The organism is Endozoicomonas sp. 2B-B (genome assembly GCF_053470045.1).
Map to the genome: position 1 here is coordinate 2569164 of NZ_JBLZMU010000001.1, position 24275 is coordinate 2593438.

Sequence of the window (24275 nt, forward strand, 5' to 3'; positions counted from 1 at the left end):
TTTTCATCCATCACTGATTTTTTACCAGGACAGGTGAGTCCATGGCTCAGGCCCGCAATACTCTGATTGACCCCAGTTCAACGCCTTATTACCACTGCATGGCAAGATGTGTTCGTCAGGCTTACCTCTGTGGAGAGAACCACCTGACTGGCAAGAACTACGAGCATCGCCGCCAGTGGGTGGTGGATAAACTCCGGGAACTGGTTTCAGTCTTTGCTATCGAAGTCTGCGCTTACGCTGTCATGTCGAATCATTATCACGTGGTTTTGCACATCAATCAGTCATCTGCCAGAGGCTGGTCACGGAATGAAGTGCTTCACCGTTGGACGACCTTGTTTACAGGCCCACTTCTGGTGCAAAGGCATCTGGCCGCTGACAAACTGGGCAGCGCTGAATTGGCCCGTATTGATGAATATGCTGAGGAATACCGGCGTCGTTTAACGGATATCAGCTGGTTTATGCGCTGCCTGAATGAACATCTTGCTCGTGAGGCCAACAAAGAAGACGAGTGTAAAGGACGCTTCTGGGAAGGTCGCTTTAAAAGCCAGGCATTGCTGGACGAAGCAGCGTTACTGACCTGCATGACCTATGTTGACTTGAATCCGATTCGGGCTGGAAAGGTAGAAACACCCGAAGAGTCCGACTACACGTCGATTCAGGAACGCGTGGAGCAGGTTACACATTCTGAGACTAAAAAACAGCCGCTGACCCTGAAACCTTTTTGTTCGCAGGGCCAGAATACGGACGTTGCCCTTCCCTACCTTCTTCACGACTATCTGGAACTGGTTGACTGGAGTGGCCGCATTGTCAGGACAGATAAGAAAGGTTCGATCCCGTCGTGTACCCCTCCTATTCTTCAAAGATTGGACATTGATCCGGATGAGTGGCTGAAAACCATGCAATGGAATAATCGTTTTTATCGGGCAGTTGGCCGTCTGGAAGCGATGAAGGCCTTTGCACTTGAAGCCGGACAGAAGTGGCTTCGAGGTTTAAACGCCTGCAGTTGTTTGTACCTGACAGGTTAGCGTAGAAGTCAGTTAAGGAACTAAACACTTTCTCTTTATCCTTCCTCGACTTTAAGTCGAAATAGGTTTGTATTGTCTGAATCATGGCTTGAGCAGCCTCTGTTCGTCGAATCCTGTTGTGTGGCTCGGTGATAAGCTATTCGAAGATAGATTTTCTGATCCTTTTTGGGGTTACAGTTTTTGAATGTCTTATTTTTTATGGGTGTCTTATTCTCTTTATTCTTTATGGGTGTCTTATTCTCTTTATTCTCTTTTAAGTGCGAATGATGAACTACATCTTCAATTTTGTATCTCAATATTTGTAATTTGGTCATTTTTATTAAAAAACACTCTTTTTTTGTTCTACTGGATTCTTTTTGAAATGCTTCCTGTTTTTTTCTGTTGATAATCCTCTTACCCATTTTTATTATCAGATAGAGCCAGTCATCGTCACTGAAGTGCTGAGTGTTTCCGTGCAGGTAATCTTCCATTAATGATATTTTGTATTTTTCGCCAACGGTGAAATAGCCTGCTGGTTTTTCCAGGGTTGTTATTTTTCTTGTTTTTATGGGATGAAGGCTCTGTTGCTCATCTGAAAGAGTGTCATCTACAGGCAACCGCTTGGTAATTTTCGGGCACGGGCCCGCCTGGCAAGTCGTATCTGCCGAGATGTGCTTTGGCTGTGAGGAGATTGGTGGTAAATGCATGGATATAGTCCTTTATAATTCCAACTCATTACTCTATACGATGATATTTTGCCGAAAAAGTTCAAAAGGTTTTAAAAAAAATTGAAAAGCTTGCCAAAGCCGGTTGAGTACTTATGAGTCTTCGGGAGTGGCCGGTGATTGCAGCTGTTCAGACACCATTGCAGAAGCACGCCTGCTGGTACTGAAAGATCCCAGCCTTTGGTAGCAAATTAATCTGAGTAAAAAATGTACGAAAGTACTATAAACGACGAGAGATCAGCCCAGTAAGTGAGTGGGTGCAAGTCGGCAATGCCACGACGCTTTTGCCAGTCTGACGAAAACGCGCTTTGTGTATGATCTTTCATTCCAGGGTCATCTGCTACAGATTTACAGGCAGTAGGGGCGCAAGTATGGAAAACTTGATTGAAATGGCATCCTGTAGTCTACCATGTAGGCTTCGCCCTAATTTCTGACGGCTATAACAATACAGGAGTCTTGGAATGTATAGACACTTCTTTTTTTGGCTATTAGTAATTTATCTACAAGATGCAAGAGCAGTTGAAGATTTAAGAGTTTTTTTCGTTGTCGAACCATCTAATTTGAAATTCTTGATGGATGGGTGTTATCAGTTTAATACAGAGTTCAGTTACTCTATAGAAGATGTTAAAGATGAAAATAAAGGGAGTCGTAAAGCAGTAGTCGTCTTTATGAAACATTTAAAAAACCCATTCTCTTGTTTTTTGGTTCCTTCTCGTGAGTTTGGGGTTTTTGCTGAGGGTTCTGATGATTATAAATTTTATTTGCATTATTTTGATTTTGGAGATGACGAGCCAGGTTTTACTCAATATTTTATTACCAAGTCTTTTTGGTATCATCTTTTTTATACGTCATTTATCGAGCAAAAAAATAGAGAGTCAAAGTTTGCTGAATCATTTGTTAGTAAAATCTCTGATTTGGAAGTAGTGCTTTTATTTAAGTGCTTTGGTGATGAAGAGTCGAGAAATGACTGTAAAGACTATTTATTAGAGAGCCTTGAGTGGTTTGGGTGGAATATTGAAACTAAAGACAGAAGAAAAGATGGTTTTATATACATTAGAATTATTATTCCTCTTGGAAATGAAAACCATAATAATTCCCAGACTTTTCAGCTAGATTCCAATGTTCGTTTGGATATTGAAAAGTCCGGTGTAAGAAGGAAAGGAGAGAGAAATAAAGGTTCTATGATTTTTTTTCCATCATTAGTATGTCAGAAGAAATCCTGCGAAACGCTGGCCCTCAGCAGCGTACAGAATCAGGAAGACTATTGCGCTTTCGGAATGATTGGTTCAAACAATGCTTGTGTATGGACATTTCCCAGAAGCTACAACCAACTGGAAACCTTTGTTGAAGAAAGCCCCAGCACTGGCACTAATGTTACTGCTAAAGCTAAAAATATCTATGAAGCCTGCAGAGAGTACACTAAAACCTCGGCAGATGTCTTTAGCATCACTAAAGCCTTATTCGTTGCTCTGACGGGAATTGTCAATAGTTTCAAAAGAGTAAAGTCAGACGGTTCTAACAGTCTGGAAAATACGAGTAAATATTTAAATGAGCTCGGCTTTGAGGTTCATAATATGCCAACTGATGGCTACTGTGGCTGGCATGCTATCCTCAGTTGGATCAGAAACAATAGATATGAGCTTTTATCTGAAATGACTGAAAATCCAGATGAATTAACGGCAAGTGACGTATTTGAATATTTTTCTGCCAGAGCGCAAGAACGGGTTGATGAAGGTGATGAACCTGACTTTTTCGTATCAATGGCCAATGAAATGAATGGGTCTCATTCGGATAGAATGTGGCTTGAAGATAATCATATTCGTTACCTGATTGCCCCGTTTATCAACCAAAATATTTTAATGTTTGATATAGCTTCTAATGCTCCCACTTCAGGATGTCCTTTTCAGGTTAGCTTGATAACACCAGATGGTGTTGATATTAACTTTCAGAATCAAAACGAAATTGTTGAAGCGTTACATGAAAATCGTCATTGTATGATGTTGCTTCATGCTTCTAATCATTGGTTGTTGATAGTGCCTGCTGATCAAGTGGCCAGAACTCAAGCTAATCAAGGAAATACAACTTCACAGGATTTACCCGGAGGGTGGCTTGAAATTGACTGGAGTAAAGTCGTTGTTCCACAGTCTCTTTCTGAATAAGTAGTTCAGAGCATTATAATGCCCGTTTTTGCTCTTGAGGCAGTTATTGTCACTGAAATATCGGGTATTTTCATACAACTTCACTATTGGTCCATATTTTTCCTGAATGTTCAAAAAAATTTGATAAACAATAAGGTCGATGGCTGTCTGAGGGGATTCTCCGGATCAGAGGCCATCTACCACAGAGTGCAGCTGTTGGAATTGTGTGTGAGCATAACCGATGAAGGGTTTTGATTAGTTTCATTTGTCAAGAGTCATAGTACTACTAGAGTTCACAAACAGTGATCCAAGAGGAAGTGACGCAGTGAAAGCATTTTTTTTCATTCTTATCTTTTTTTTTACGCAATTTTCTGTGGCAGGGAGATTTTCTGATGCTATTTTAGGTAACAATTTTACAGCAATAGAAGAGCTCATCAAGAAAGGTTATATGCTCGAAAGAGAGAATGACGCCGTGTCCGACGCACTTAATTCCGGTTCATTGGAAATGCTGCTTTTTGTGCTTAAGCATGGTGCAAACCCGAATTCATTTACCTATACACATACCTATAATAGTTTGAGGGTCGCACATATTTTAAATGATGCCTCAACGATATCTGAAATTGTTGCATTGCTCAGTTTTGGTGCAGACCCTTTTGCTGACTCTCTATGGGAGTGTAACCATGCATTAGTTGATAAAAGGTGGCTGCATTTAATTATTTATTATTATTGGTGGAAAACGTTAAAGTACGGTAATTTTACAGCCCCCAATAGCCTTTCTGAACTCAATGTCATTATAGGGTCTTTACCTTTCCTGATAATTAACTCTTTTGTTGTTTTTATGGAAAATAATCTTGATTTGGAAGAGATATTACCTGTGTTGCCAGAAGATCTGAAATGGTTATTTGATTTTGTAAGCAGACAATAACCAGACGACAAGGGAACCGTAGAATAAGGTCTGATTAATTCGAGTTATATTTACGACATATCAGGCCACTTTGACAGGCTCTTCCTTGCAGTTTTTTTGTTTCTTGCCATCTTGGCATCTTCAAAGTTGATCAGCCCTGTGCATGTTGATAAGTGCTTTTAATCCAAACTCTTCTTAAATCGTTTTGCTGCAGCCACTAATCCAACGATCGTAAAAACGCCCAGGTAAGCAACATCTGTTGTCATGCCCTCTAATTCTGCGCCTCTTAAAATAATACCCCTCATCAACCGCATATAGTGGGTTGCAGGCAAGAGTTCGGAAAACCATTGCGCAGCGATTGGCATGCCTTCAAAAGGAAACATAAACCCTGACAACAAAATAGAAGGCAGCAGAATGAAAATGGTCATTTGTGAAGCCTGCAATTGCGTTTCCGCGCAGGTGGAGATAATCAGCCCCAGTGTCAGACTGGCAGAAATAAACAGCAGGGTAGCCAGTAACATCTGGAAAATACTGCCGACAAAGGGCACATTAAAAATCAGATTACCCAGTAACATAATAATGCCGGTCTGAATAAAACCTGCAAAAATATAGGGAATGATTTTGCCAATCATCAGCTCTATCGGGTGAACGGGTGTTGCTATCAACAGTTCCAGGTTACCCCTTTCCCGTTCACGAACCAGTGCGGCAGAAGTGAACATAATCATCGTCATGGTCAGAATAACGCCCACCAGACCAGGAACAGTGTTAACGACGGATCTTTGCTCCGGGTTGTAATAAAGAGCAACTCTGAAAAGCTCTCTCGAAGGCTCTGGCGCAATGCCTGCAATGGCAGACAATGGCATCTCCCGGAGCTTTATAATAGCTGAGCTGATCATGGGGTCTGAGCCGTCAACCAGCCATTGCGCGGGGATTCTGCCATCGTCCAGGCGCTGGTTGAAGTCAGTTGGAATGATCAGGGTAGCCCTGACTTTTCCGTTCAGGAGTGCCTCTTCCGCTTCCTGTGGGAGCCTATCCTGTCGAACAACTCTGATCACCTGAGTCGCCTTCAGCGCCTCTACAAGAGCCCGGCTGAAGTAAGTTTGGCTAGTATCCACAATACTGACCGGTATTTCTCTGACATCGGTATTGATAGCGAAGCCAAACAGCAGCAATTCAACCAGAGGAATAATAACGATCATGGCAAAGGTGGCGTGATCGCGTGACAGTTGTCGAAATTCCTTCATCAGGACTGAGAAGGTTCTTTGCAGGCTGTTGCTCACGCCTGACAGGGTTGAAGCTTTTTCCACTACTGTCGCCGCTGTCGAGTGCAATGAACAAATACGTCCTCAAGACTGGGACGCACCCTCTCAATGGTTCTGTCTTTCATTTCTTGCGGCCATTGGCTTCGTAACCAGGCTTCAGGCTCAGTGATCCTGTTGCTGATCAGAACCCTGAGGCGAGTTCCCTGCTGGGCTGAGGATAAAATTTCTGATCGGGCTGCCAGAATCTCCCTGATCTGACGAAGATGATTGCCGTTCACCTCCAAAACCGTGGCCTGTATATCGGCCATGAGTTGTTTGGGTGAACCTTCGGCCTGTTTGATGCCACCCTCCAGAATGGCCAGGTTATGGCAGCGCTCAGCTTCATCCATGTAATGAGTGGACACCAGAATAGTGACTCCCTGATCACAGAGATCAAAAAGTGTTTCCCAGAAATCGCGGCGGTTCTCAGGGTCTACCGCTGAGGTTGGTTCGTCCAATAACAATAATTCGGGCTTGTGCAATGTCGCTGCTGCAAGCGCAAGCCTCTGCCGCTGACCACCACTGAGACTGCCCGTCATACGCTTGCGGCGCCGATCCAGACCGTAGGTCGTGAGTTGGCTATCAATGCGTTTATTGATCTCTCTGCCCGGCAGGTTGAAAACTTGTGCCATGAACTTCAGGTTTTCTTCTATGGAAAGATCGCCATACAGAGAGAATTTCTGGGTCATATACCCCAGACGTCGTCGAAGGGCTTCTGATTGTTCAGGTATGTCCAGCCCCAGAACACGGATGTCACCCTGACTGGGCGTCAGTAAACCGGTTAACATTCTGAGCGTAGTCGACTTGCCACTGCCATTAGGCCCCAAAAAGCCAAAAATTGTTTTTTCTTCAATGTTCAAATCCAGATGATCCACGGCCATGAAATCACCAAAACAGCGGGTCAGCCCTGTGGCTGAGATAGCTTGGCGACTCACAGGGGAAGGTCCACTTGTACAGGCAGGCCTGATGGCAGATCGGCAGCGGTTTCTGGAAGTTGTACTTCGGCCATGTAAACCAGTCGGGAGCGTTCCCTTTCATTGAGGGCATAGTGGGGAGTGAAAGCCGGGTCCAGAGATACCCAGCGTACCTGACCAGTAAAGGCTGTCTTTACGCCATCAACATGTACCGTTAAATGGTCGCCTACGTGTACAGCCGCCTTATGGGGTTCTGGAACGTAAATGCGGGCATAGGGGGCTTCATTCAACAGCAGGATGGCCAGTGTGCTGCCTGCTGAAACTCTCTCGCCCTGGCCTCTGGGCAGACTATCCAGCCAGCTGTCTCTTGTCGCATAAATGGATAGATCCTCCAGCTTTCTCTGTTCCAGAAACTGATTGGCTAATGCCTTTTTCACAGAAGCCTCTGCCTGTTCTATGGCTTCAGGGCGGTTGCCATTGAGCAGACTCAGGAGTTTTTCGTTGGCATTCACTTTTTCTGCAATAAGCACATCACGTTCTGCTCTCGCCCGATCCAGTCTCGATTGACTGATCAGTTTGCGCTTTAGCAGTACTTCGTTTCTCTGAAACGTTTTGTTGGCATCCACCAGCCGGGCTTCTATTTGCCCGACACTGGCTCTCGCTGCTGCTATATCTTCCATTCTTGCTCCGTTGACCATTTCATTGAGGTAGGCTCGTGCCCGCTCCGTTTCGGCCAGGGTGGCAGCAACAGCGGCCTGTTGTTTGCGATCATCCAGCTTCAGGATCAATTGACCGGTTTTAACAGGGTTTCCCTCAGGGATAAGAATGTCTGTAATCAGCTCCGAAGCGGTGGCTGTCAGAGTGACTCTGTCTCGTTCAAGTGTCCCTAGCGCCTGATGGTGATCGGAAGAGAAGCAGCCGGAAAGCAGGAGTGTCAGAGCGGCAGCTGTAGTTAACGCAAGATGACTTTTTAGCAATCGGTTCATAGAGTGAAGGTGTGTTTCGTGACGATTAACATCCAACAAATGTAGACACAAAACGAAGAGACGTCTTATAACTGTCTCGCCAATGTCTAATACGTGATGAACCCGAAGTCTGTGAGAAGGAAAGCAGTGAGTACCGAATCACTCAGGAATCGGGGAAGATCGGTACTCAAATAGACGTTTAAGGTCGATCACCCAGCTGATGTCAGGAACTCAACCGAGGGTGCAAAGAATGCGCATCCGGTGACGGCCTGTGAATAATCCATCAAGTGATCGTAGTGACCATGGTTATCGGCCTTGATCATGGACTCCATCATCTTGTCAAAATGGACTGGAGTGCGACAGTAGGAGACAAAGTAGAGTCCTCCCTCACTGGCATTACCATAGGGCATACTGTGACGGAGTATTTCCATACTTTTGCCTTCGCTGTTCTTGACGTTGGAACGTTTTACGTGAGCGGTTGGTGCTTTTTCTTCGCCACTGAATTCAATGTTGTCTTCCTTGGTGCGCCCGATCACTTTTTCCTGCTCGGGTACTGCCAGTTTGTCCCACTTTTTGAACAAGTGAACCCACTTCTGGGTGTGGATATAGCAGCCACCGGCAAACGACTGATCTTCGTCACCCACCAGAGTGACGCTGGCTCTGTCATCGCCCTGTGGGTTTTCGGTGCCGTCTACAAACCCGCTCAGGTCACGGCTGTCCAGGTAACGAAAACCTGTCTCGTCTTCCTGAATGTCAACCGCCTGTCCAAAATGATCCATGGCTCTGTGCAACAGGATAAAGTTGATATCCCGGCGGTTGGAACGGATATGAAGCAGCAGGTCACCCTGAGTGGCAGGTGCAGTCCGGTCACCTTCTGTCAGTGCTTTGAAAGGAGCAAGAAGGGCCGGCTTACCGTCTTTGTACAGAACATCCCAGGCCTCGCTGCCAATACTGATCGTGGAGGACAGCCTTGCATCGGGATACTGTTGGCTGAGCTCCTCAGTCAGTCGGGGAATCAGTGCACAGGTCTTTCTAATCTGTTCAAGGCTGTCTGCATCTTGTCTGATAGTTAAAACCAGAAAGCAGGCATCGGTATTGGCTTCTGGAGTAATTCCTGATTGTGGTGTGCTCATTTCCAAATCTAACGTCAGTTTTCGTAACAATGGGAACCTGTCTGTTTTCTGTCAGGTTACCTTGCATAGCATGAAGGGGTTTATAGTTTGGATCAATACGCTTATCTGGCTTTATCGGATAGATTGCGGGCCTCTTCGCACTCACCCTCTTCAGCCATTTGTGCCAGTTGCGAACATTCCGATGACATCGGCTGGAAAGGACAGGCTGTGGTCTCTTCCCGACGGGTCATGAGGCTGGCAATAGTGTCTTGCCTGATAATCTTGCTCTCAATGGAGTCAATGGTTCGAAAGCTCAGCCAGACTGCTATCAATGAAAACAGGACGCCTCCGGCTGCCTGACCCACCATTACCCCATAAGCCCCCATATATTCAGAGGCGACCCAGATGAAAGGGACTGTACCCAGTGTCGCCCGGCCCCAGTTTAACAGGGTTGAGTATCCGGGCTTGCCCAGATTGTTAAAGGCCGCATTGGCAACGTACATAGTTCCTGTAAACAAAAAGCTGATGGCAATCCAGTTGCAGAAAAACGACACCAGACTGGCAGTTTCACCCCGGGCTCTGAACACCTGAATGAGAATGTCCTGCAGTAAAAACAGTATGACTGAAATCACAAGGACATAATACACGTTAAAGAGGATAGCATTTCGAAGCGACTCCCTGACCCGGCTCATGCGTCTTGCCCCAAAATTCTGGCCTATTATGGGTCCAACCGCGCCAGACAGGGCAAAAATGACACCAAATGCAACAGGTATCAGCCGGTTAATGATGGAATAGCCTGCTACGTAACTGTTGCCGTAATGTGACATATAGCGAACCATCCAGGCACCACTGAAAGGCATGGCCAGATTGGTGGCAATGGCAGGGAGGGTGATGGCAAGAATGTTTTTGAGATCCTTGCAAAAAAGCGACCAATCAAAGGGGGAGTAGAGTTTATGTTTATAAAAAATACCGTAAAAGGAAATACCAAACATTGTGACACGGGCCATCACTGAGGCAATGGCTGCCCCCTCTATACTGAGTTCCAGAAGAAAGATCAGAATGGGGTCCAGGATGGCATTCACAGCACCGGCTGAGAGTGACGATGTCATTGAGAGCCTGGCATCTCCAACAGCTCTGAGTCCGGCTCCAAGGGTCATGGACAGGCTGACCAGAGGCATCGAGGGAATCACAATATGCAGGTAACTGTCGGCCAGTTCATGAACTCGTCCGGTGGCTCCCAACAGAGCAACCATTTGCGGAATAAGAAGCCAGAAGAGGATGGCCAGCGTGACACTGACTAATAGCACCAGGAAACAGATGTTTACCTGATATTGGCAGGCTTTTTTCCGGTTGTGGCTGCCAATGGATTTGGAGACCAGAGCCCCTGCGGCAATGGATAAACCAATACCCAAAGCGGAAGTGATAAACAGGATAGTGCCCGCATAACCAATAGCTGCAGCCAGATATTTTTCACCGAGCAAACTGAGAAAGAACAGGTCGAGCAGGTCGACAAAAAAGAGCGTAGTGATGCTCGCTGCATTGCTGAGACTCATAACAATGACGTGCTTCATTGTTGAGCCCTGGGTAAAGCGGGCATGGGTCATCGTAGGCTAACCTTTCGACACTGTTTAGGTGAGTTGGGCATAAAACGACAAAAGTCGTTAGAATTCTGGATAGTAAAGAGCCGTATTTTGCTCAGTGAACAGGATATTGTGTTTCGACCAGCTTAGTTCAGATCCCGGCGACGGGTCGGTTAAATGGCGTTACAATAAAACGCTTTAGCAATTGCGGACTGTTTTTCTATGGATCTTATCTGGAACCGGGCTGAAACCGGGTCCCCATTACTGATACTGGCCCATGGTGCCGGCGCGGCCATGGACAGTGATTTCATGAATCAAATGGCTGACTTATTGGTGACAGAAGGTATCAGTGTCGTGCGCTTTGAATTCCCTTATATGCGAGAGCGAAGAGAAACCGGAAAAAAAAGACCACCGGACAGGCAGCCAAAATTATTACAATGCTGGCAGGATGTGATCGGGCAAATCAAAAATGAATACAGCGGCTCTCTGCATGTTGGCGGTAAGTCAATGGGTGGACGAATGGCCAGCTTGCTGGTGTCTGAGATGACTGATCTTTCGTTGAGTGGCGTCGTATGTCTGGGTTACCCGTTCCATGCACCGGGTAAACAGGACAGGCCCAGAACAGAGCATCTTGCCGATTTCCCATTACCCATGCTGGTGGTGCAGGGCAGTCGGGATGCCATGGGTGATTATGCAACCGTTCAGGGCTATGAACTGTCAGAGAATATTGAGCTTCACTGGCTGGCGGACGGTAATCATGATCTGAAACCCCGGATAAAATCGGGTTTTACTCATCAGCAGCATTTGGTTAAAGCCGCACAAAAGATCTCTGACTTCATAAAGACAAAGTTTACGTATACTGGTCTGAACTAAAGTCTCATAGAATAGTCTCAATTCTGTCGGGCAATAGTGAGGATTGGTGTTGACCTCAACAGCAGCGTTGTATCGGCGGGTCTGGAAGTTTGCCTGGCCTGCTATTCTTTCCAATATTTCGGTTCCCCTGCTGGGTCTGGTTGATTCTGGGGTCCTGGGGCATCTCTCCAGTGATATTTACCTGGCAGGTGTCGCCATTGGCAGTACATTATTTACACTGCTGTTCTGGGCTTTTGGCTTCCTTAGAATGGGTACTACCGGACTGGTGGCTCAGGCCCTGGGTCAGGATGATCATCAGGAAACCCGGCAGTGGCTGGCCCAGTCGATCCTGCTGGCTGTTGTAATCGGTGTTTTCCTGATCCTTTTATACCGTCCGCTTCTGGATATTGCCCTGCCTTTATTTAACGCGGCTCCTCAGGTGACCGAGCAGGCCAGAATCTATTTCACCACCCGAATACTTTCAGCTCCTGCGGTCTTGATTAACTACGCGATCGTCGGCTGGTTGATCGGAATGCATCGTCCCAAGGGGCCCATGTTTATTCTGGTACTGGCCAATGTGGTCAATATTATTCTGGATCTGCTGTTTGTTATGGGTCTCGGAATGGCTACCCGAGGCGCAGCAGTGGCAACAGTGATCGCTGATTATACCAGCCTTTTGCTGGGGGTATGGATGGTCAGTCAAACCTTGAGAGGTATGTCCGGAAGCTTTGTTCGCGCAAGGATTCTGAATCCGGGCTCTATGCGCCGCCTGTTGTTATTAAATCGACATCTGTTTGTTCGCACGCTTTGTCTGCTTGCAACTCAGGCTTTCTTTATGGCACAGGGGGCCCAGAGCGGTAGTCATATACTGGCTGCCAACGCTCTGTTACTGAATATGTTGCTGCTGATTTCCAATGGATTGGATGGCTTTGCCCACGCTGCCGAGGCACTGAGCGGCGAAGCTCTGGGGCAGCGAAAAGAAGATCGCTTTAAGCAGATTGTCAGGGTAACAGGCTATTGCTCGCTCATGTGTGCCGTTCTGTTTTTCCTCACCTTCTCGCTGGTGGGGCAGGGCATCATTGGCTTGTTGACGGATATTCCTGCTGTCGCAGAAACTGCCAACATCTATCTGCCCTGGCTGGCCGCCATGCCATTATTTGCTGTCTGGTGCTATTGGCTAGATGGTGTGTTTATTGGTGCCGTGCGAACGGATACGATGCAAAACACCATGCTGGTGGCAACGTTAATTGTTTTCCTGCCGGTCTGGTATGTCACCCGGGATATGGGAAATCACGGCTTGTGGTTAGCCTACAGTGCCTTTATGCTGGCCCGCAGTGCAGGGCTGGCTATTGTTTATCGATCCCTGAGTCGGTCCGGGTCTTGGGTCAGATAACAGGAGTGAATGTGTCGGAGACTATAGAAATCAATCATGAACTGGATACTTCAGGTCTGCTCTGCCCGGAGCCGGTCATGATGTTGCATAACAAAGTGAGGGACATGAAGACGGGAGAAACGGTCAGGGTTATAGCGACTGATCCTTCGACCGAGCGTGATATTCCCAAGTTCTGTAACTTTCTGAATCATGAGCTGCTGTCTCGTGAGCAGCTGGAAAAACAGTATATCTACCTGATTCGCAAGGCCGGTACCTAGCCTGTACAACAGTATTACTTAATCTGGCAATCATTTCACATAACTGTTCCGGGGTCCCAGTATGGTGCGCTATGCACCATGCTGGGTCGTTGCGAAACGCATTGCGGTAGAGAAATTGAAGAAAATTGACTAAATAGTTAGTTTTTATATAAAGTTGACGAGTTGGTCAGGTATTTGCATTGTCTATACCAGACGCTGATACAGCGGCTATTGGATATATAGCTATAAAAGCACGGGTTACGCTCAAAATAATTGCGTGCATTTATTCAGAACAGAATTATTACAATAAATCCTGAAGGGAATAATCATGAAGTTAATGAAACAAGCCGCTATTGCTGCAACCATTGCTGCTGCCTCTGCAGGCGCTCAAGCGGATATCCTGTGGAGTAATGTCTCGGCAACTTATTTGACCGGTGACGGCTATTTGAATGCTTTTTCCGGTGAAGAGGGTAAATCCCAGGTGGTAACTCTCGAGCATGCTGCTGCATACACCTGGGGTAAGAGCTTTTCTTTTGTTGATCGTTCTTTTGTAGAAGATGACGTTGATAATGATGATACCTACGGTGAGGTACATATTGATTTTTCGCTTACTGGAGGTGAAGGCTTTAAAGACTCTGTGATCAAGGACGTTTATTTTGCGACACAGTGGGAACATGCTGCGACGGTAAATCTGGATAATATTTTATTGGGTGGTGCAATCGGTTGGAATGTACCTGGCTTTATCTTCCTGGATACTGCCGTTTATTATCGTGCTAATGGCAAAGACTCTTTTGACGTTGAGTTGGATGACAATTTTCAATTTACTACAGCCTGGGCCGTGCCTTTTTCTCTAGGTTCAACTAAATGGTTATTTGACGGTTTTGTGGATATTACTAATGCTACGGAAAATAACTCGGGTAAAGATGTCGAAATGCAAATTATTGCACAGCCTCAGTTAAAACTGGATGTGGGTGATTTCTTCGGTAAAGAAGGCAAATATTACGCCGGCATTGAATACAACTACTGGAAAAACAAGCTTGGTCGTGATGGGCAGGATCAAAACCTGCCACAGTTCATAGTGCAGGCAAATTTCTAAAAGCTTTCATATCTGTCAGTTGGAACAGTGTTGTGATGGAAAAGCCAGCGCTTTGCGCTGGTTTTTCATCATATGGATTTCAGGGCATCCATAAATTTGATCCCCCAATTCTTAAAAGCAGGTTTTAATCCTTTTAAATCTAAGCTCGGCAGGTCATAGCAGTCTGTCCCGCCTGAACGCTTACCAAGTAAAATCATTCTGATAATGGTACTTGAGTAACATTCCAACGAGACTATGTGCCTCTCTGTAATGATGAGCTATCAGATCCCGAACCTGCTCCGTCAACGCAAGCCATCAAACACGCGGCCGCACATCCCCTATCAGAAGCAAGCAGATTACAGCCTGTGACATTGGAGTCTGCCGTAGCAGAAGAGCATCAAGTCTTGTCAAATCACAGAAGGCAACACTGGACACTATTGTTTGATGATGCAAATTCAAGTGATTGATTTCTGCTTATCACAGGGTCAGGAGGGAAAGGCACTGCAACCGTTTTCGAATACCTGAAATAAATAAAGCACTTTCAAATATAATGTCTATTGTTATTTTTTGTCGATAAAACCTTAAAAAATAAATTCAGAAATGAAAGCAACGAGGTTCCTGACTATGGATCACCTGTTTTTTTTATTTATTTTGTCTGTTACTTTGCCGCTCGCTGGTCACTGCAATGCTTATACCAGCCTGTTGAGCTGGGCAGGTTGGGGGAGTTCCTCCAAAGTTACTGAGACATGGGGTGAGACAACGGGAGAAATTAGTAAACTGTCGTTTAGAGGGAACAATCCGCCTCTTCTTCTAACTTATGATCGCAAAGCGGTTGGTGAGAACGGTAAAACAGTTTCTGAATTGGAGAACAATCAGTTTTATGTCATTCTCGATAGTCAACCGGGCGATCAATTTAATTTTTGTTTCCGGACGTCTCCTGCATCGTCGACAGGGGATTTTCCCTCTCTGCCGGTATTTAAAAAGCCTGTAACGGGTCAGGGTATGCCGGATATGCAAAGTGGGAGAATAAGACGGGTTGCTTCAACACCCGACAGGGGTCGATGGCAACACGAGTACTCGGCCAGATGGCGTTTACCGGCAGGTCATCAATCGTTGGTTTTAGCCATTGAAGATAATGATGATGGGTGGATTATAGAACCGGAATGCAGCGGTATTGTTTCAGAAAACGGGTCTTTACCGTTTTTACCTGGCAGTAATGCGTCTGCTAACAAAAAAATATCATTTGTCGATATTTTTTACCGCGATAAACCGGCTGAAAAGGATGGGTCTGGACATTCTGACGACAGCAGTCGTGTCAGCGGGCCTTTTGCGATACCCGGAGCCTCGGGTACTGCGGATAACAGCGAACCATTCACAAGCTCTGGCGGAGGCGGTTTTGGCAGTGGCGATGATTTAGGCGATTTATTCAAGAAGAGGCCGAGTGGCGGGATGGGCCCCCTTTACTCCTTTGAATGGATGAGTGAGCAGGTCAGCAGGATTATTCTGGTGCCTGGCACTGACGGCCAGGCCGTAAAAAAACAGATTTGGGATGCCCGGATTGTGCTCAAAATCAAGCAGGGTTGGAATGAGCAGGCCATTATTATTTCGCAAGAACTTTGGGATAAAATAAAAGCTGCAAATCTTGAAAGGAGTTCAGGGCTTTTTCTGGCATTGTCGAGAAATCCTGATAATCCGGAAGCTGTATTTGAACATTACCTGAGCAGTAACCCGCCACAACCGCTACAAACAGAACACTACCGTCGATATGGACAGCAAGCGTTCATTTTAAGTCCCAAACAATTACGCAGCGTGTCCGTTTTTCCTGGCCAGATCCCCACCGGGATCGGCCATCCTGGAGGAACCGGAACCGGTCAGACTGGGAGTCAAAAGGGCGATCTCAACGGGGCCCAGCCAACTCAGTTTCAAGGTGGCTATGGTCGTCAAAATCAGGACAGCGGTGGTGGAAGAGAGAGTGGCGGAGATGATGGGGCAGGTGGTTCATCAAGCGGTAGATTATGCCAGAATTGTAATAATAATAAGCCTGTACTCGCCTTTAATAAATGCAAAGAATGTCTGGATCGTGAATCTGGTGTACTTGAGCAGGAATCGACTGAAGCGCAGCCTTCCGCAATGGCACAAGACAGGGAAGAAGAACCTGTGTCAGGTACACAAGACGCTGATACTTCAGTAACCGATGTATTTCAATGGTTCAAAGCTTTGGATTTAAATGAAAGGGAGAGAGAAGATTGTTTTCGCATTAATCATTACTATAATTTACCGGCACTTTATAACCTTTTAACGCAAAATTTGATGTCAGATAAAAATGCGTTAAGTGAATTTTATCCGAAATGGTTTGAATTTTTAAAAGGCAGTCTGTCTCTTTATCACCTTATTTTACAAGTCGGTGAGTTGGCAAAAACCCAGGGAATTGAAGATTACGCTGAGGTGACAAGGATTGTTAAAACACTTGCTATTCACAGGGATGAGTTTGAGAGCGAAACCAGTTTGAATCGATTCGGAAACGAATTGCTGAACCAGCTAACCGGTAATGACTTTTTAGCTTCTGATGATCCGGGTCAAGTTTTTTATTCAGGAATAGATAGCCAACAGAAAATAGTGTTAATCAATTATATTTATAAAATATTTGAAGAAATGAGTCGGTCGCTAAAAGCTGAAATATTTCCATCAAGTTTTTTAATAGTAATAATGTTCAATAAATTTGGCAGAGATGTTTATGATAGGTACGGTTTTGGTATACCGGATCCGTACAATAATCGTGGGGAGTTAACAAGAATTCTTAAGTTTGGGTTTGGTGGTGAATACTCTTTTATTACTCCAAGTAACAGAAGTTATTTAACTGGAAGCAATAGTCAATCATTTCATGATCTGGCATTAAATATTAGTACCAATCAGTTTATAGATTTTTATGAAATTGAAACTCTATTGACTGCTTTTGTTCTCATAAGATCAATGCACGGAAAGCGTTTAAAAGATCTATTCTATGAAAATGTTCGTTTTGCGGAAGATGTATCAAGTAAGCAACTTGAGCTTCTAAGAACCTTTGCCTTAAAAGGCGTTGAACAGCTTGTTACGCTTCTGGAACAGAAGGGAGCAGAAGAAAAAGACAAGTTTATACATAGTATGTTTTTGATCTTTGGTATGGCCCCTGGGGCACTATTTGGTGAGCCATCGGATCAATCGTTTGATGAGCTATCGGATTCTGAACCTGTTCCGTCAACACAAGCCGTTGCACATGCGTCCGCAGATCCACAGTATCAGCAATCAGAAATAAGCAGGCGACAGCCTGCAACTTTGAGCCCTCATTTAGAAAAAATGATGGGTGTTTGTTCTAAACTAGGCATCGATCCTGACCAAATTGTCGAAAGAAAAAGCACTGTAAAGTTGAGCTCTACCGTAGCACAAGAGGAACTCCTGATTATTGCTTCTAAACTGGGAATCGATTGGCAAAGATTTGCCAAACAGACCGGTGTTCTTAATGAAGAACATCTAAGAGAGATTAATAAGGGTGACGATCATGATAAGGCAAGGGTAATGATAGAAAAATGGCAAAAAATGAAAGGTCGGATTATCTTCGATGACTTACTGGAAGTTTTTGCAAAGATCGGACGATACGACCTTATACAATATTTAGTAAGGCGTTACCATTTTTGAAATGAGTATCTTTGCAGTGCCCCTCTGTAATATGGGGCTGGGTTATAAGAAGCATCAGCAAGTCTACTGTCTGGCTCTTGATCAAGGGTTGAGCAAAACTTTTGCGGTGGAGCTGGCATTGAACGACACTCTTCTTGCAAACTTTGGGCTTGTTACTCAGAAAGACTTATGGATCCGGTTTAACTATCCCCAGTGAATTGCCGACTGTGGACCGGCTTGCCATGGTGTAGGGGCTAGAGACCTCCGGCTAACGGATATTTATGTGCAACCTCTGACTCCTTTGCTACTTTTATCCACTATGTCTTGTGAACTTTTGGATAACCGGATCAACTATGAAAATTTTATGTTCAAATATACAAGCCATTGCATTATGTATTTGTAATTTAATTTCATCTGTTTGTCATTCTACTCCGTTTATTGCAGAGCACAGAAGTGGATTTACGATTACCGGAGATATTAGCAGATACGAAAATAGTGTGTTATTTAACAATGTAAGAATGATTCGCTATGCAAGTAATGAAAGCTTGGAAGAATATTCTCATGATTATGTCTATTTTAAGGGGCTTTTGGAAGGACGTAATGATAATAGAGATATCCCCAATGAAGAATTTTTTCTTTTTATGGATAAATTTAAAGATGTAAGTGTTATACGAAAATTATTACCACTAACATTTTTTGTTAGCGAAGTTACTGATAAGCCTGTCTATATCACAGATATTCAATCTCAGAATGATATTACAATTGCCCATGGTATTGTAACAACACTAAGCAATGAGAATATAACACTTGTATTTTCGGAAAAAAGTATCCACTCCACTGAGTTAGATAACAAATGGACACTTAGGAAAATATACTTATATAAATCTCTTTTAAACTTTGACGGGCTGAATAATGCAAGAGAGGAGCTTTCTTTCACTGAAGTTTATACTGGTAGTCGATGTGAGTTTCTTATTGGTAATAGTAGAGAAATAACTTATCCATCAGATATTGCAGTGAAACTACTATTTAGTGCAAGTGCTTCAGTATTTTCAGTGGCAATCATTATAGTAACCCCAATAGTAGCTGTTTGTATTCCATTTTTACTTCACTCCTTGAAGCAAAGACTTGAATTCCGTTAGTAGTATGATTCACTTACAGCATATAACGAGCCTGTAGAAAAAAACCAAAAACAAAGCCGTAAAACTTGCGGCTCCTGTTATCAGCGAATGCTGATCTAAAACCTTTTCCCAAAGTGGTGTAGTTTTTTTGTTCGGAAAGCCTCCGCTGGACTCGCCATCAGTAATATGAGCATAAATATTTCTGATTTAGGAAAATACAGAATTAACCAGCAGCCGACTCCTGCCTGAAATATCAGTCCATTGTCCTTAGAATTTTTACCCTACCCAGGTCTTATCATGCCCATGATAATGATACTTGAGTAATTGCATTCCAACGAGGTTGTGTGCTTCTCTGTAATATGGGTCTTTATTATAATAATAAATATCTGGATTTTGATGAAGGTCTATAACGCAGGGGGCCTTTAGAGCACCTTCTAAGAAAAAATCTTTTGAATGCTCCGCCAGAAACAGACAACTATTGTCTCCCTTAGAAAAAACGAAACTAGTGTATTTCAATAACTTAACGTAATGAGATGCAACATCTGCTATCTGTTTTACTAGATATTCATAGTTGGACTGTGCCTCACCAGATAAAATATAATCAGACAGGTTTCTAGCTTTTTCAATAGACCAATTTCCTGAATTGTATTTATTTAAGTGAGGCATAGCAATGAAAAATGATCTATGCGTTCTTAAATGCTCTCTAACCTTATCAGATAATCCGTTTAAAATCACAAGTTCTAATTCGTTTAGTGGCAAATATCTTGAAAATATTGGCTGAGTAAATGTTCCATGGCTAGCTAGTATATAAGGTGGTTTGGAAAGCCATTGATTATCAATATCTGAATAAAACAAATGATTGCTCCCGAGCTTCTCAAAACGATTTACTAAATCAGTTTTGTTTTCTGATTTTGCCTTATCTATACAAAAACTTATAGTCTTGGTAATGTTTTGAGATACAGCAATTCTAATAGAATCCATAAACATTATGCCCATGGATGAAGCATAATTCTGTAGTTGTATGGGTAATTTCAACTGCAGGTCTGATTCAAAAGAAATACACAGGATATTGTCATGGTTTTTAAATTCATCTTTCATTTCTTGAATTTGATGTTTTGTGAGATTCATGTCCGAAAACACAATGAACAGTGGGATATCATGCCTACTGAGGTTAGTTGCTTCTTCTAATATTCTCTGAATATAATTTATTCCTGGTTGAGTTCGAGGATTGTTCTTGCCATTAAATATGGTCGTGCCGTGCAGTGCGACCCATGTGTGAAATACCGGGCATGGAGGACATACCTTCAAATCCATAGCTGTGGCTTTCTCTAATGAATTTATGCCCGAAAACTTTAAACTATCAGCCATGTTTTTCCAGGAATCGTCATCAATGGAATCAAAATAAACTGGATCCAGAGTGGCGACTATATTCTTTGCCAGTTGGAAGTGGTGGTTGTCGTTACCTTTTTCGGGTGTTACCGGAGCAACGTATCTTGATGATAAGTCCTTATAACTAAGAGAATCTCCATCGTTTTTTGCTTCAGAGAGATATTTCATAGCTTCAGATGGGCTCTCATACTCGGTTTTAGAGTATGGTGACGAATATTCTCCTGGAAATATGTTCTCTCCTACAACTTTATCCACGTCATTGCTCCTTTTGATACCCAATAATTTTTAGAGTCTTTTAACTTTGTTTAGTTCTAATTAATTGCTAACAAGAGTGTAAGTATCTCTGACAAAGTGTGATTGAAAGCCGAAGTCGAGATATAAAAACATTGATGATGGATATTATTTACATGGTGTCAGGGTCACTCTGTTTGAGTTTACCAGGTAGCAATGTGCCAAGTGTTATCATTTCCATGAGAATAATATTTGAGTAGTTGCATCCCAACGAGACTGTGTGCTTCTCTGTAATATTGATCTGGATTATAAGAGTCATTATCAAGTCGACTATCTGGCATTTGATGAAGGTCTATGATGAAAGGCCTTTTCAAAGCGCCTTCTAAAAAAACATCTTTAGACTGCTCTGAAAAAAAACAACAACTATTTTCGCCCTCCCAGGAAACTGCTCTATCAGGAATCAATAGATAATTGTGGTGTGGTGAAATATGTGCAATCTGTTTTGATAAATGTTCATAATTACTTTCTGCGTCACCACTTAAAATATAATCAAATAACTTTTTCGCTTTTTCTACAGACCATTTTGTTGATTTTCTTTTTTTGAAGTAAGGCATTTCTGAGAAAAATGATTTATGCCACCCTAAGAGCTCTCTATTGATTTCAGATAACTTTTCTACAACGCCTTCTCGTATGTGAGTTAGTGATAATATTTTTGAAATCATTGGCTGAGTAAAAGTCCCATGACTCGCTAATATATAAGGTGGTCTGGTTAACCATTGATTATCAATATCTGAATAAAATAAATGATTAACCCCGAGCTTTTCTAAACGATTAGCCAGTTCTGTTTTGTTTTCAGACTTTGCCTTATCTATACAAAAGCTTATAGTCTTAGTAATGTTTTGCGATACAATAATTCTAATAGAATCCATAAAATGAAAGTTCATGGATGAGGCGTATCGCTCTAATTGGGCGAGAAATTTTAGTTGCAGATCTGTTTCAAAAGAGATGCATAAAATATTGTCGTGATCTTTAAATTCAGCTTTCATCTCATTAATTTGAGATATTGTTAGATTTTTATCTGAATACACTATTAGTAGTGGTATATCACTTTTACTGAGGTTGGTTCCTTCTTCTAAAATTCTTTGAACATAATTAAGTCCCGCTAATTTTTCAGGATTATTCAAGCCATTAAATATGCTGGTACCATGCAGTGCGACCCATGTATGGAAAACCGGACATGGTGGACATACCCTCAAATCCATAGCAATAGCTTTTTCTAATGAATCAATGCCTGAAAATTTTAAACTGTCAGCCATGTTTTTCCAGGACTCTTCATCAATTAACTCAAAATAAGTTCGATCCTGGGTAAAGACTATATTTTTTGAAAGCTTGAGGTGGTGATTATCATCATTTTTTTCGGTTTGAGCCAAAGAAATGCATCTTGATGAAAGGTCTTTATTTAGCAATTGATTTTCTGTGTATTCATCAAGATTTGGAAGATACTTTTCAGCATCAGCTCTATATCTGGATGGAGTGTCTGCCACCACTTCGGGGTATGGCAGGATGTACCCCCATGATGATATGTCTGGTTTTATCGCTTGATCCATTATTCCATATCCCTTTGGTCTATATGTGCTTTAATATTTTCTCCTGAGATTAAATTCTCGGGCACAGGTAAAAGCTCTAATTTCTCACTTAGATTGTTCAATAAGGTTGTGATATCTGGAATACTAAATACACCTTTTGATAAGTTAATAATTAATTCTATGTGTTTTTTATCTAAATCCTTTTTCCAATCTAAATATGAAAAGTCAGGCTCGAAGAAAATTCTTTTAAAACATTTTACATTACAAAAAGCAGCTTTTCCCTCATAAGGCAGAGCATCACAATTATGGCTTAATCGGGTTAAAACATAATAGACAAGATTCCCGATTTTGGATTGTGTTGTACTACCATCCCAGTTAATTCCAAAATCTGTCAGTTTTAATCTGTTTTCACTTTTAAAATAGAGAACATTGCCTTCAGATAAATCAGTGTTGTTTAATAATCCCTTACTCTCAATATACTTATAGGCCTCTAATAACTCAGTAAGTAAAAAATCAAGTTGTCCAATTGATAATTTTATTTTTTCTTTACCCCATAAACCAACAAGTTTATCCAGAGAACAGTCTCCAAGTTCTAAGGCTAAGCATACTTTGTGATCAGAAATAGAAAAATCTAACAGATTTACAATGTTTCTATGAGGGTTTAGCTTACTTAATACGTTGATTTCAATCTCTCCATATCTTTGTGCTATTTTAAGAGCAACAAAATTATCTTTGTTCGTAGATTCTGTTTCATTTTTAGCTAAATAAACTTTTCCATAAGATCCGCAACCAATCAATTGTATTTTTACATAATGGCCTTTAGCTAAAACAACTGTTGTCTCATTAGTTGAGTTTGGGGGTGGTATTTGTGCTCCCTTTACATGGGTCGCTGAAGAAGTCGGCTGCATTTTGGTAAACCTGTAATGTATTGTGAATTTATACATTAGTGTGCTTTACATTTAAAATGTTTCTTTATTTGTTAGCATTACTTACCAATAAGTTAGGAGGATAATAAGCAAAACCGTAAATTTGACCAATCTACCGGTGAACAATTTTCATCCTGTTAAGTACTTGGCCAGTTGGTTTCGCATATTCTGGCGAGTGGATTTTTTCATCCTTCAAGGCGCAACGACGGGCGCGTAGCCATAGCTACGCAACCAGAGTTGGAACGCAGAAGGATGGAAAAAGCCGCAGTCCAGAATATGCGAAACCAACTGGTTAGGTACTTATCTATTCTTGTCGTTTTAGTTGGTTATTCCAGGGCTCGTGCTCGCAGCAGCCTGGTCGTTTCTATTTTTTTGTTTTCCGAAATATCCAGTGCTATTTTTCAAGGTAAATAGACCATGAGAACAGTTTATTATGAGGTTCAAAAAGACGATCTCATTGTTGCTGATATTTTTGCTTTCATTTCATTCGTACGCAACAGTTCTTTCAATCAGTTCTCGTTTTCTTTCGATTAACGACAGAGGATTAATAATATCATATAAAAAAAGTGCTGAGTGTCATCAAATGTTTTTGAATGCTTGTGAAATATCTGGGCTTGCAGAAATAATTGATATGATTCGAATTATATCTTCAGTAGTCTTAATTGGAACTCAATATAATCCAAAAAAACCAAAAGAAATATATTTGAGGCAATTAAAAAGGTTGGCAGAAGATGGTTTAGGTCGCACTGGTTTTAATCAGCCGATAAAGTCTTCTTCTGTATCCGCGTCAGGTGGTTTTGTTGATTTTACTTTTCTGGGTTTGCAAAAAAATAAAGACTTAAATGATCAGTTGATGGAGCTCTTACTAGGAGTTTTGAATGTTTTGAATGAAGGTGGAGAGTATATCAACATATGTAGTGACTTAGGCTTGAGCGAAGAGCTTCAAGAGTTAAAAAGTGAAATTATGGGGTTAAAGCAAAGTAAATAAAAGCATTATTCGTATCAGCTTTCGTTTTTCAAGTCTGACTATTCTGGTCTTGGCAGAGTCAATAGAAATATTTTGCAAGATGCATTAGCTTAGTTTGTGAAAATTCCTGCATCTGCCAATTCTATCCGGGACTTGGTTCGACTGCTCACTGCAGTCGGTGGTTCAGCTGAAGCTGGTGTTATGTTCC

General features: G+C 42.7%; 19 protein-coding genes. 10 read left to right on the forward strand and 9 right to left on the reverse strand.

Annotation, left to right across the window (positions count from 1 at the left end; all coding sequences use genetic code 11):
• Nucleotides 1–41 precede the first annotated feature (41 nt).
• Nucleotides 42–1025 carry a transposase gene (locus ACOMHB_RS10635; RefSeq protein ID WP_448216593.1) on the forward strand — a complete coding sequence of 328 codons (984 nt, stop codon included), beginning with the start codon at nt 42–44 and terminating at the stop codon, nt 1023–1025.
• 35 nt (nt 1026–1060) lie between these two features.
• Here the strand turns inward: ACOMHB_RS10635 and ACOMHB_RS10640 are convergent, their stop codons facing one another.
• Nucleotides 1061–1711 (reverse strand): hypothetical protein, encoded by a 651-nt coding sequence (locus ACOMHB_RS10640; RefSeq protein WP_448216594.1) that lies wholly within the window; start codon nt 1709–1711, stop codon nt 1061–1063.
• Between the two features lie 479 nt (nt 1712–2190).
• Here ACOMHB_RS10640 and ACOMHB_RS10645 point away from each other — a divergent pair, with 479 nt between their 5' ends.
• Nucleotides 2191–3888, forward strand: coding sequence for a hypothetical protein (locus ACOMHB_RS10645; RefSeq protein ID WP_448216595.1), 1698 nt, complete (start codon nt 2191–2193; stop codon nt 3886–3888).
• A 304-nt stretch (nt 3889–4192) separates the two neighbouring features.
• Entirely contained in the window at nt 4193–4792 is a 600-nt protein-coding gene (locus ACOMHB_RS10650; protein WP_448216596.1) for a hypothetical protein, read from the forward strand.
• Nucleotides 4793–4950: 158 nt separating this feature from the next.
• On the opposite strand, the gene ACOMHB_RS10655 is transcribed toward ACOMHB_RS10650, so the two are convergent.
• From ACOMHB_RS10655 to ACOMHB_RS10675, 5 genes are all read right to left on the reverse strand, one after another.
• Nucleotides 4951–6078, reverse strand: coding sequence for an ABC transporter permease (locus ACOMHB_RS10655; protein WP_448216597.1), 1128 nt, complete (start codon nt 6076–6078; stop codon nt 4951–4953).
• Nucleotides 6078–6953 (reverse strand): ABC transporter ATP-binding protein, encoded by an 876-nt coding sequence (locus tag ACOMHB_RS10660; RefSeq protein ID WP_448218629.1) that lies wholly within the window; start codon nt 6951–6953, stop codon nt 6078–6080. The genes ACOMHB_RS10655 and ACOMHB_RS10660 overlap by 1 nt, the downstream gene beginning before the upstream one ends.
• Nucleotides 6954–7003: 50 nt before the next feature.
• Entirely contained in the window at nt 7004–8008 is a 1005-nt protein-coding gene (locus ACOMHB_RS10665; RefSeq protein ID WP_448216598.1) for an HlyD family secretion protein, read from the reverse strand.
• Nucleotides 8009–8160: 152 nt separating this feature from the next.
• On the reverse strand, nt 8161–9084 hold the full coding sequence (locus ACOMHB_RS10670) for a Dyp-type peroxidase (RefSeq protein ID WP_448216599.1): 924 nt from the start codon (nt 9082–9084) through the stop codon (nt 8161–8163).
• A 101-nt stretch (nt 9085–9185) separates the two neighbouring features.
• Complete coding sequence (locus tag ACOMHB_RS10675) at nt 9186–10667, reverse strand: MATE family efflux transporter (RefSeq protein ID WP_448216600.1); 1482 nt, start codon at nt 10665–10667, stop codon at nt 9186–9188.
• A gap of 198 nt (nt 10668–10865) precedes the next feature.
• Here ACOMHB_RS10675 and ACOMHB_RS10680 point away from each other — a divergent pair, with 198 nt between their 5' ends.
• The 6 genes from ACOMHB_RS10680 to ACOMHB_RS10705 all read left to right on the forward strand — a co-directional run bounded on the left by ACOMHB_RS10680 (nt 10866) and on the right by ACOMHB_RS10705 (nt 18989).
• Nucleotides 10866–11516, forward strand: a complete 651-nt coding sequence (locus tag ACOMHB_RS10680; RefSeq protein WP_448216601.1) for an alpha/beta family hydrolase — start codon at nt 10866–10868, stop codon at nt 11514–11516.
• Between the two features lie 46 nt (nt 11517–11562).
• Nucleotides 11563–12888 carry an MATE family efflux transporter gene (locus tag ACOMHB_RS10685; protein WP_448216602.1) on the forward strand — a complete coding sequence of 442 codons (1326 nt, stop codon included), beginning with the start codon at nt 11563–11565 and terminating at the stop codon, nt 12886–12888.
• Between the two features lie 11 nt (nt 12889–12899).
• A complete protein-coding gene (gene tusA, locus ACOMHB_RS10690; RefSeq protein WP_448216603.1) occupies nt 12900–13145 on the forward strand; it encodes a sulfurtransferase TusA in 246 nt (81 codons plus the stop codon).
• A 307-nt stretch (nt 13146–13452) separates the two neighbouring features.
• On the forward strand, nt 13453–14220 hold the full coding sequence (locus ACOMHB_RS10695; RefSeq protein WP_422133243.1) for a DUF5020 family protein: 768 nt from the start codon (nt 13453–13455) through the stop codon (nt 14218–14220).
• 603 nt (nt 14221–14823) lie between these two features.
• Nucleotides 14824–17871 (forward strand): death domain-containing protein, encoded by a 3048-nt coding sequence (locus ACOMHB_RS10700; RefSeq protein WP_448216604.1) that lies wholly within the window; start codon nt 14824–14826, stop codon nt 17869–17871.
• Between the two features lie 332 nt (nt 17872–18203).
• The gene (locus ACOMHB_RS10705) at nt 18204–18989 is read left to right on the forward strand and encodes a hypothetical protein (RefSeq protein WP_448216605.1); all 786 of its coding nucleotides are present in this window, start codon (nt 18204–18206) and stop codon (nt 18987–18989) included.
• Nucleotides 18990–19244: 255 nt separating this feature from the next.
• Here ACOMHB_RS10705 and ACOMHB_RS10710 read toward each other — a convergent pair whose 3' ends face one another.
• From ACOMHB_RS10710 to ACOMHB_RS10720, 3 genes are all read right to left on the reverse strand, one after another.
• Nucleotides 19245–20612 (reverse strand): hypothetical protein, encoded by a 1368-nt coding sequence (locus tag ACOMHB_RS10710; RefSeq protein WP_448216606.1) that lies wholly within the window; start codon nt 20610–20612, stop codon nt 19245–19247.
• A 179-nt stretch (nt 20613–20791) separates the two neighbouring features.
• Nucleotides 20792–22195, reverse strand: coding sequence for a hypothetical protein (locus tag ACOMHB_RS10715; RefSeq protein WP_448216607.1), 1404 nt, complete (start codon nt 22193–22195; stop codon nt 20792–20794).
• Nucleotides 22195–23082, reverse strand: a complete 888-nt coding sequence (locus ACOMHB_RS10720) for a protein kinase domain-containing protein (protein ID WP_448216608.1) — start codon at nt 23080–23082, stop codon at nt 22195–22197. The genes ACOMHB_RS10715 and ACOMHB_RS10720 overlap by 1 nt, the downstream gene beginning before the upstream one ends.
• 601 nt (nt 23083–23683) lie before the next feature.
• Between ACOMHB_RS10720 and ACOMHB_RS10725 the strand changes: the two genes are divergently transcribed.
• Nucleotides 23684–24088, forward strand: coding sequence for a hypothetical protein (locus ACOMHB_RS10725; protein WP_448216609.1), 405 nt, complete (start codon nt 23684–23686; stop codon nt 24086–24088).
• The last annotated feature ends 187 nt before the right edge of the window (nt 24089–24275 follow it).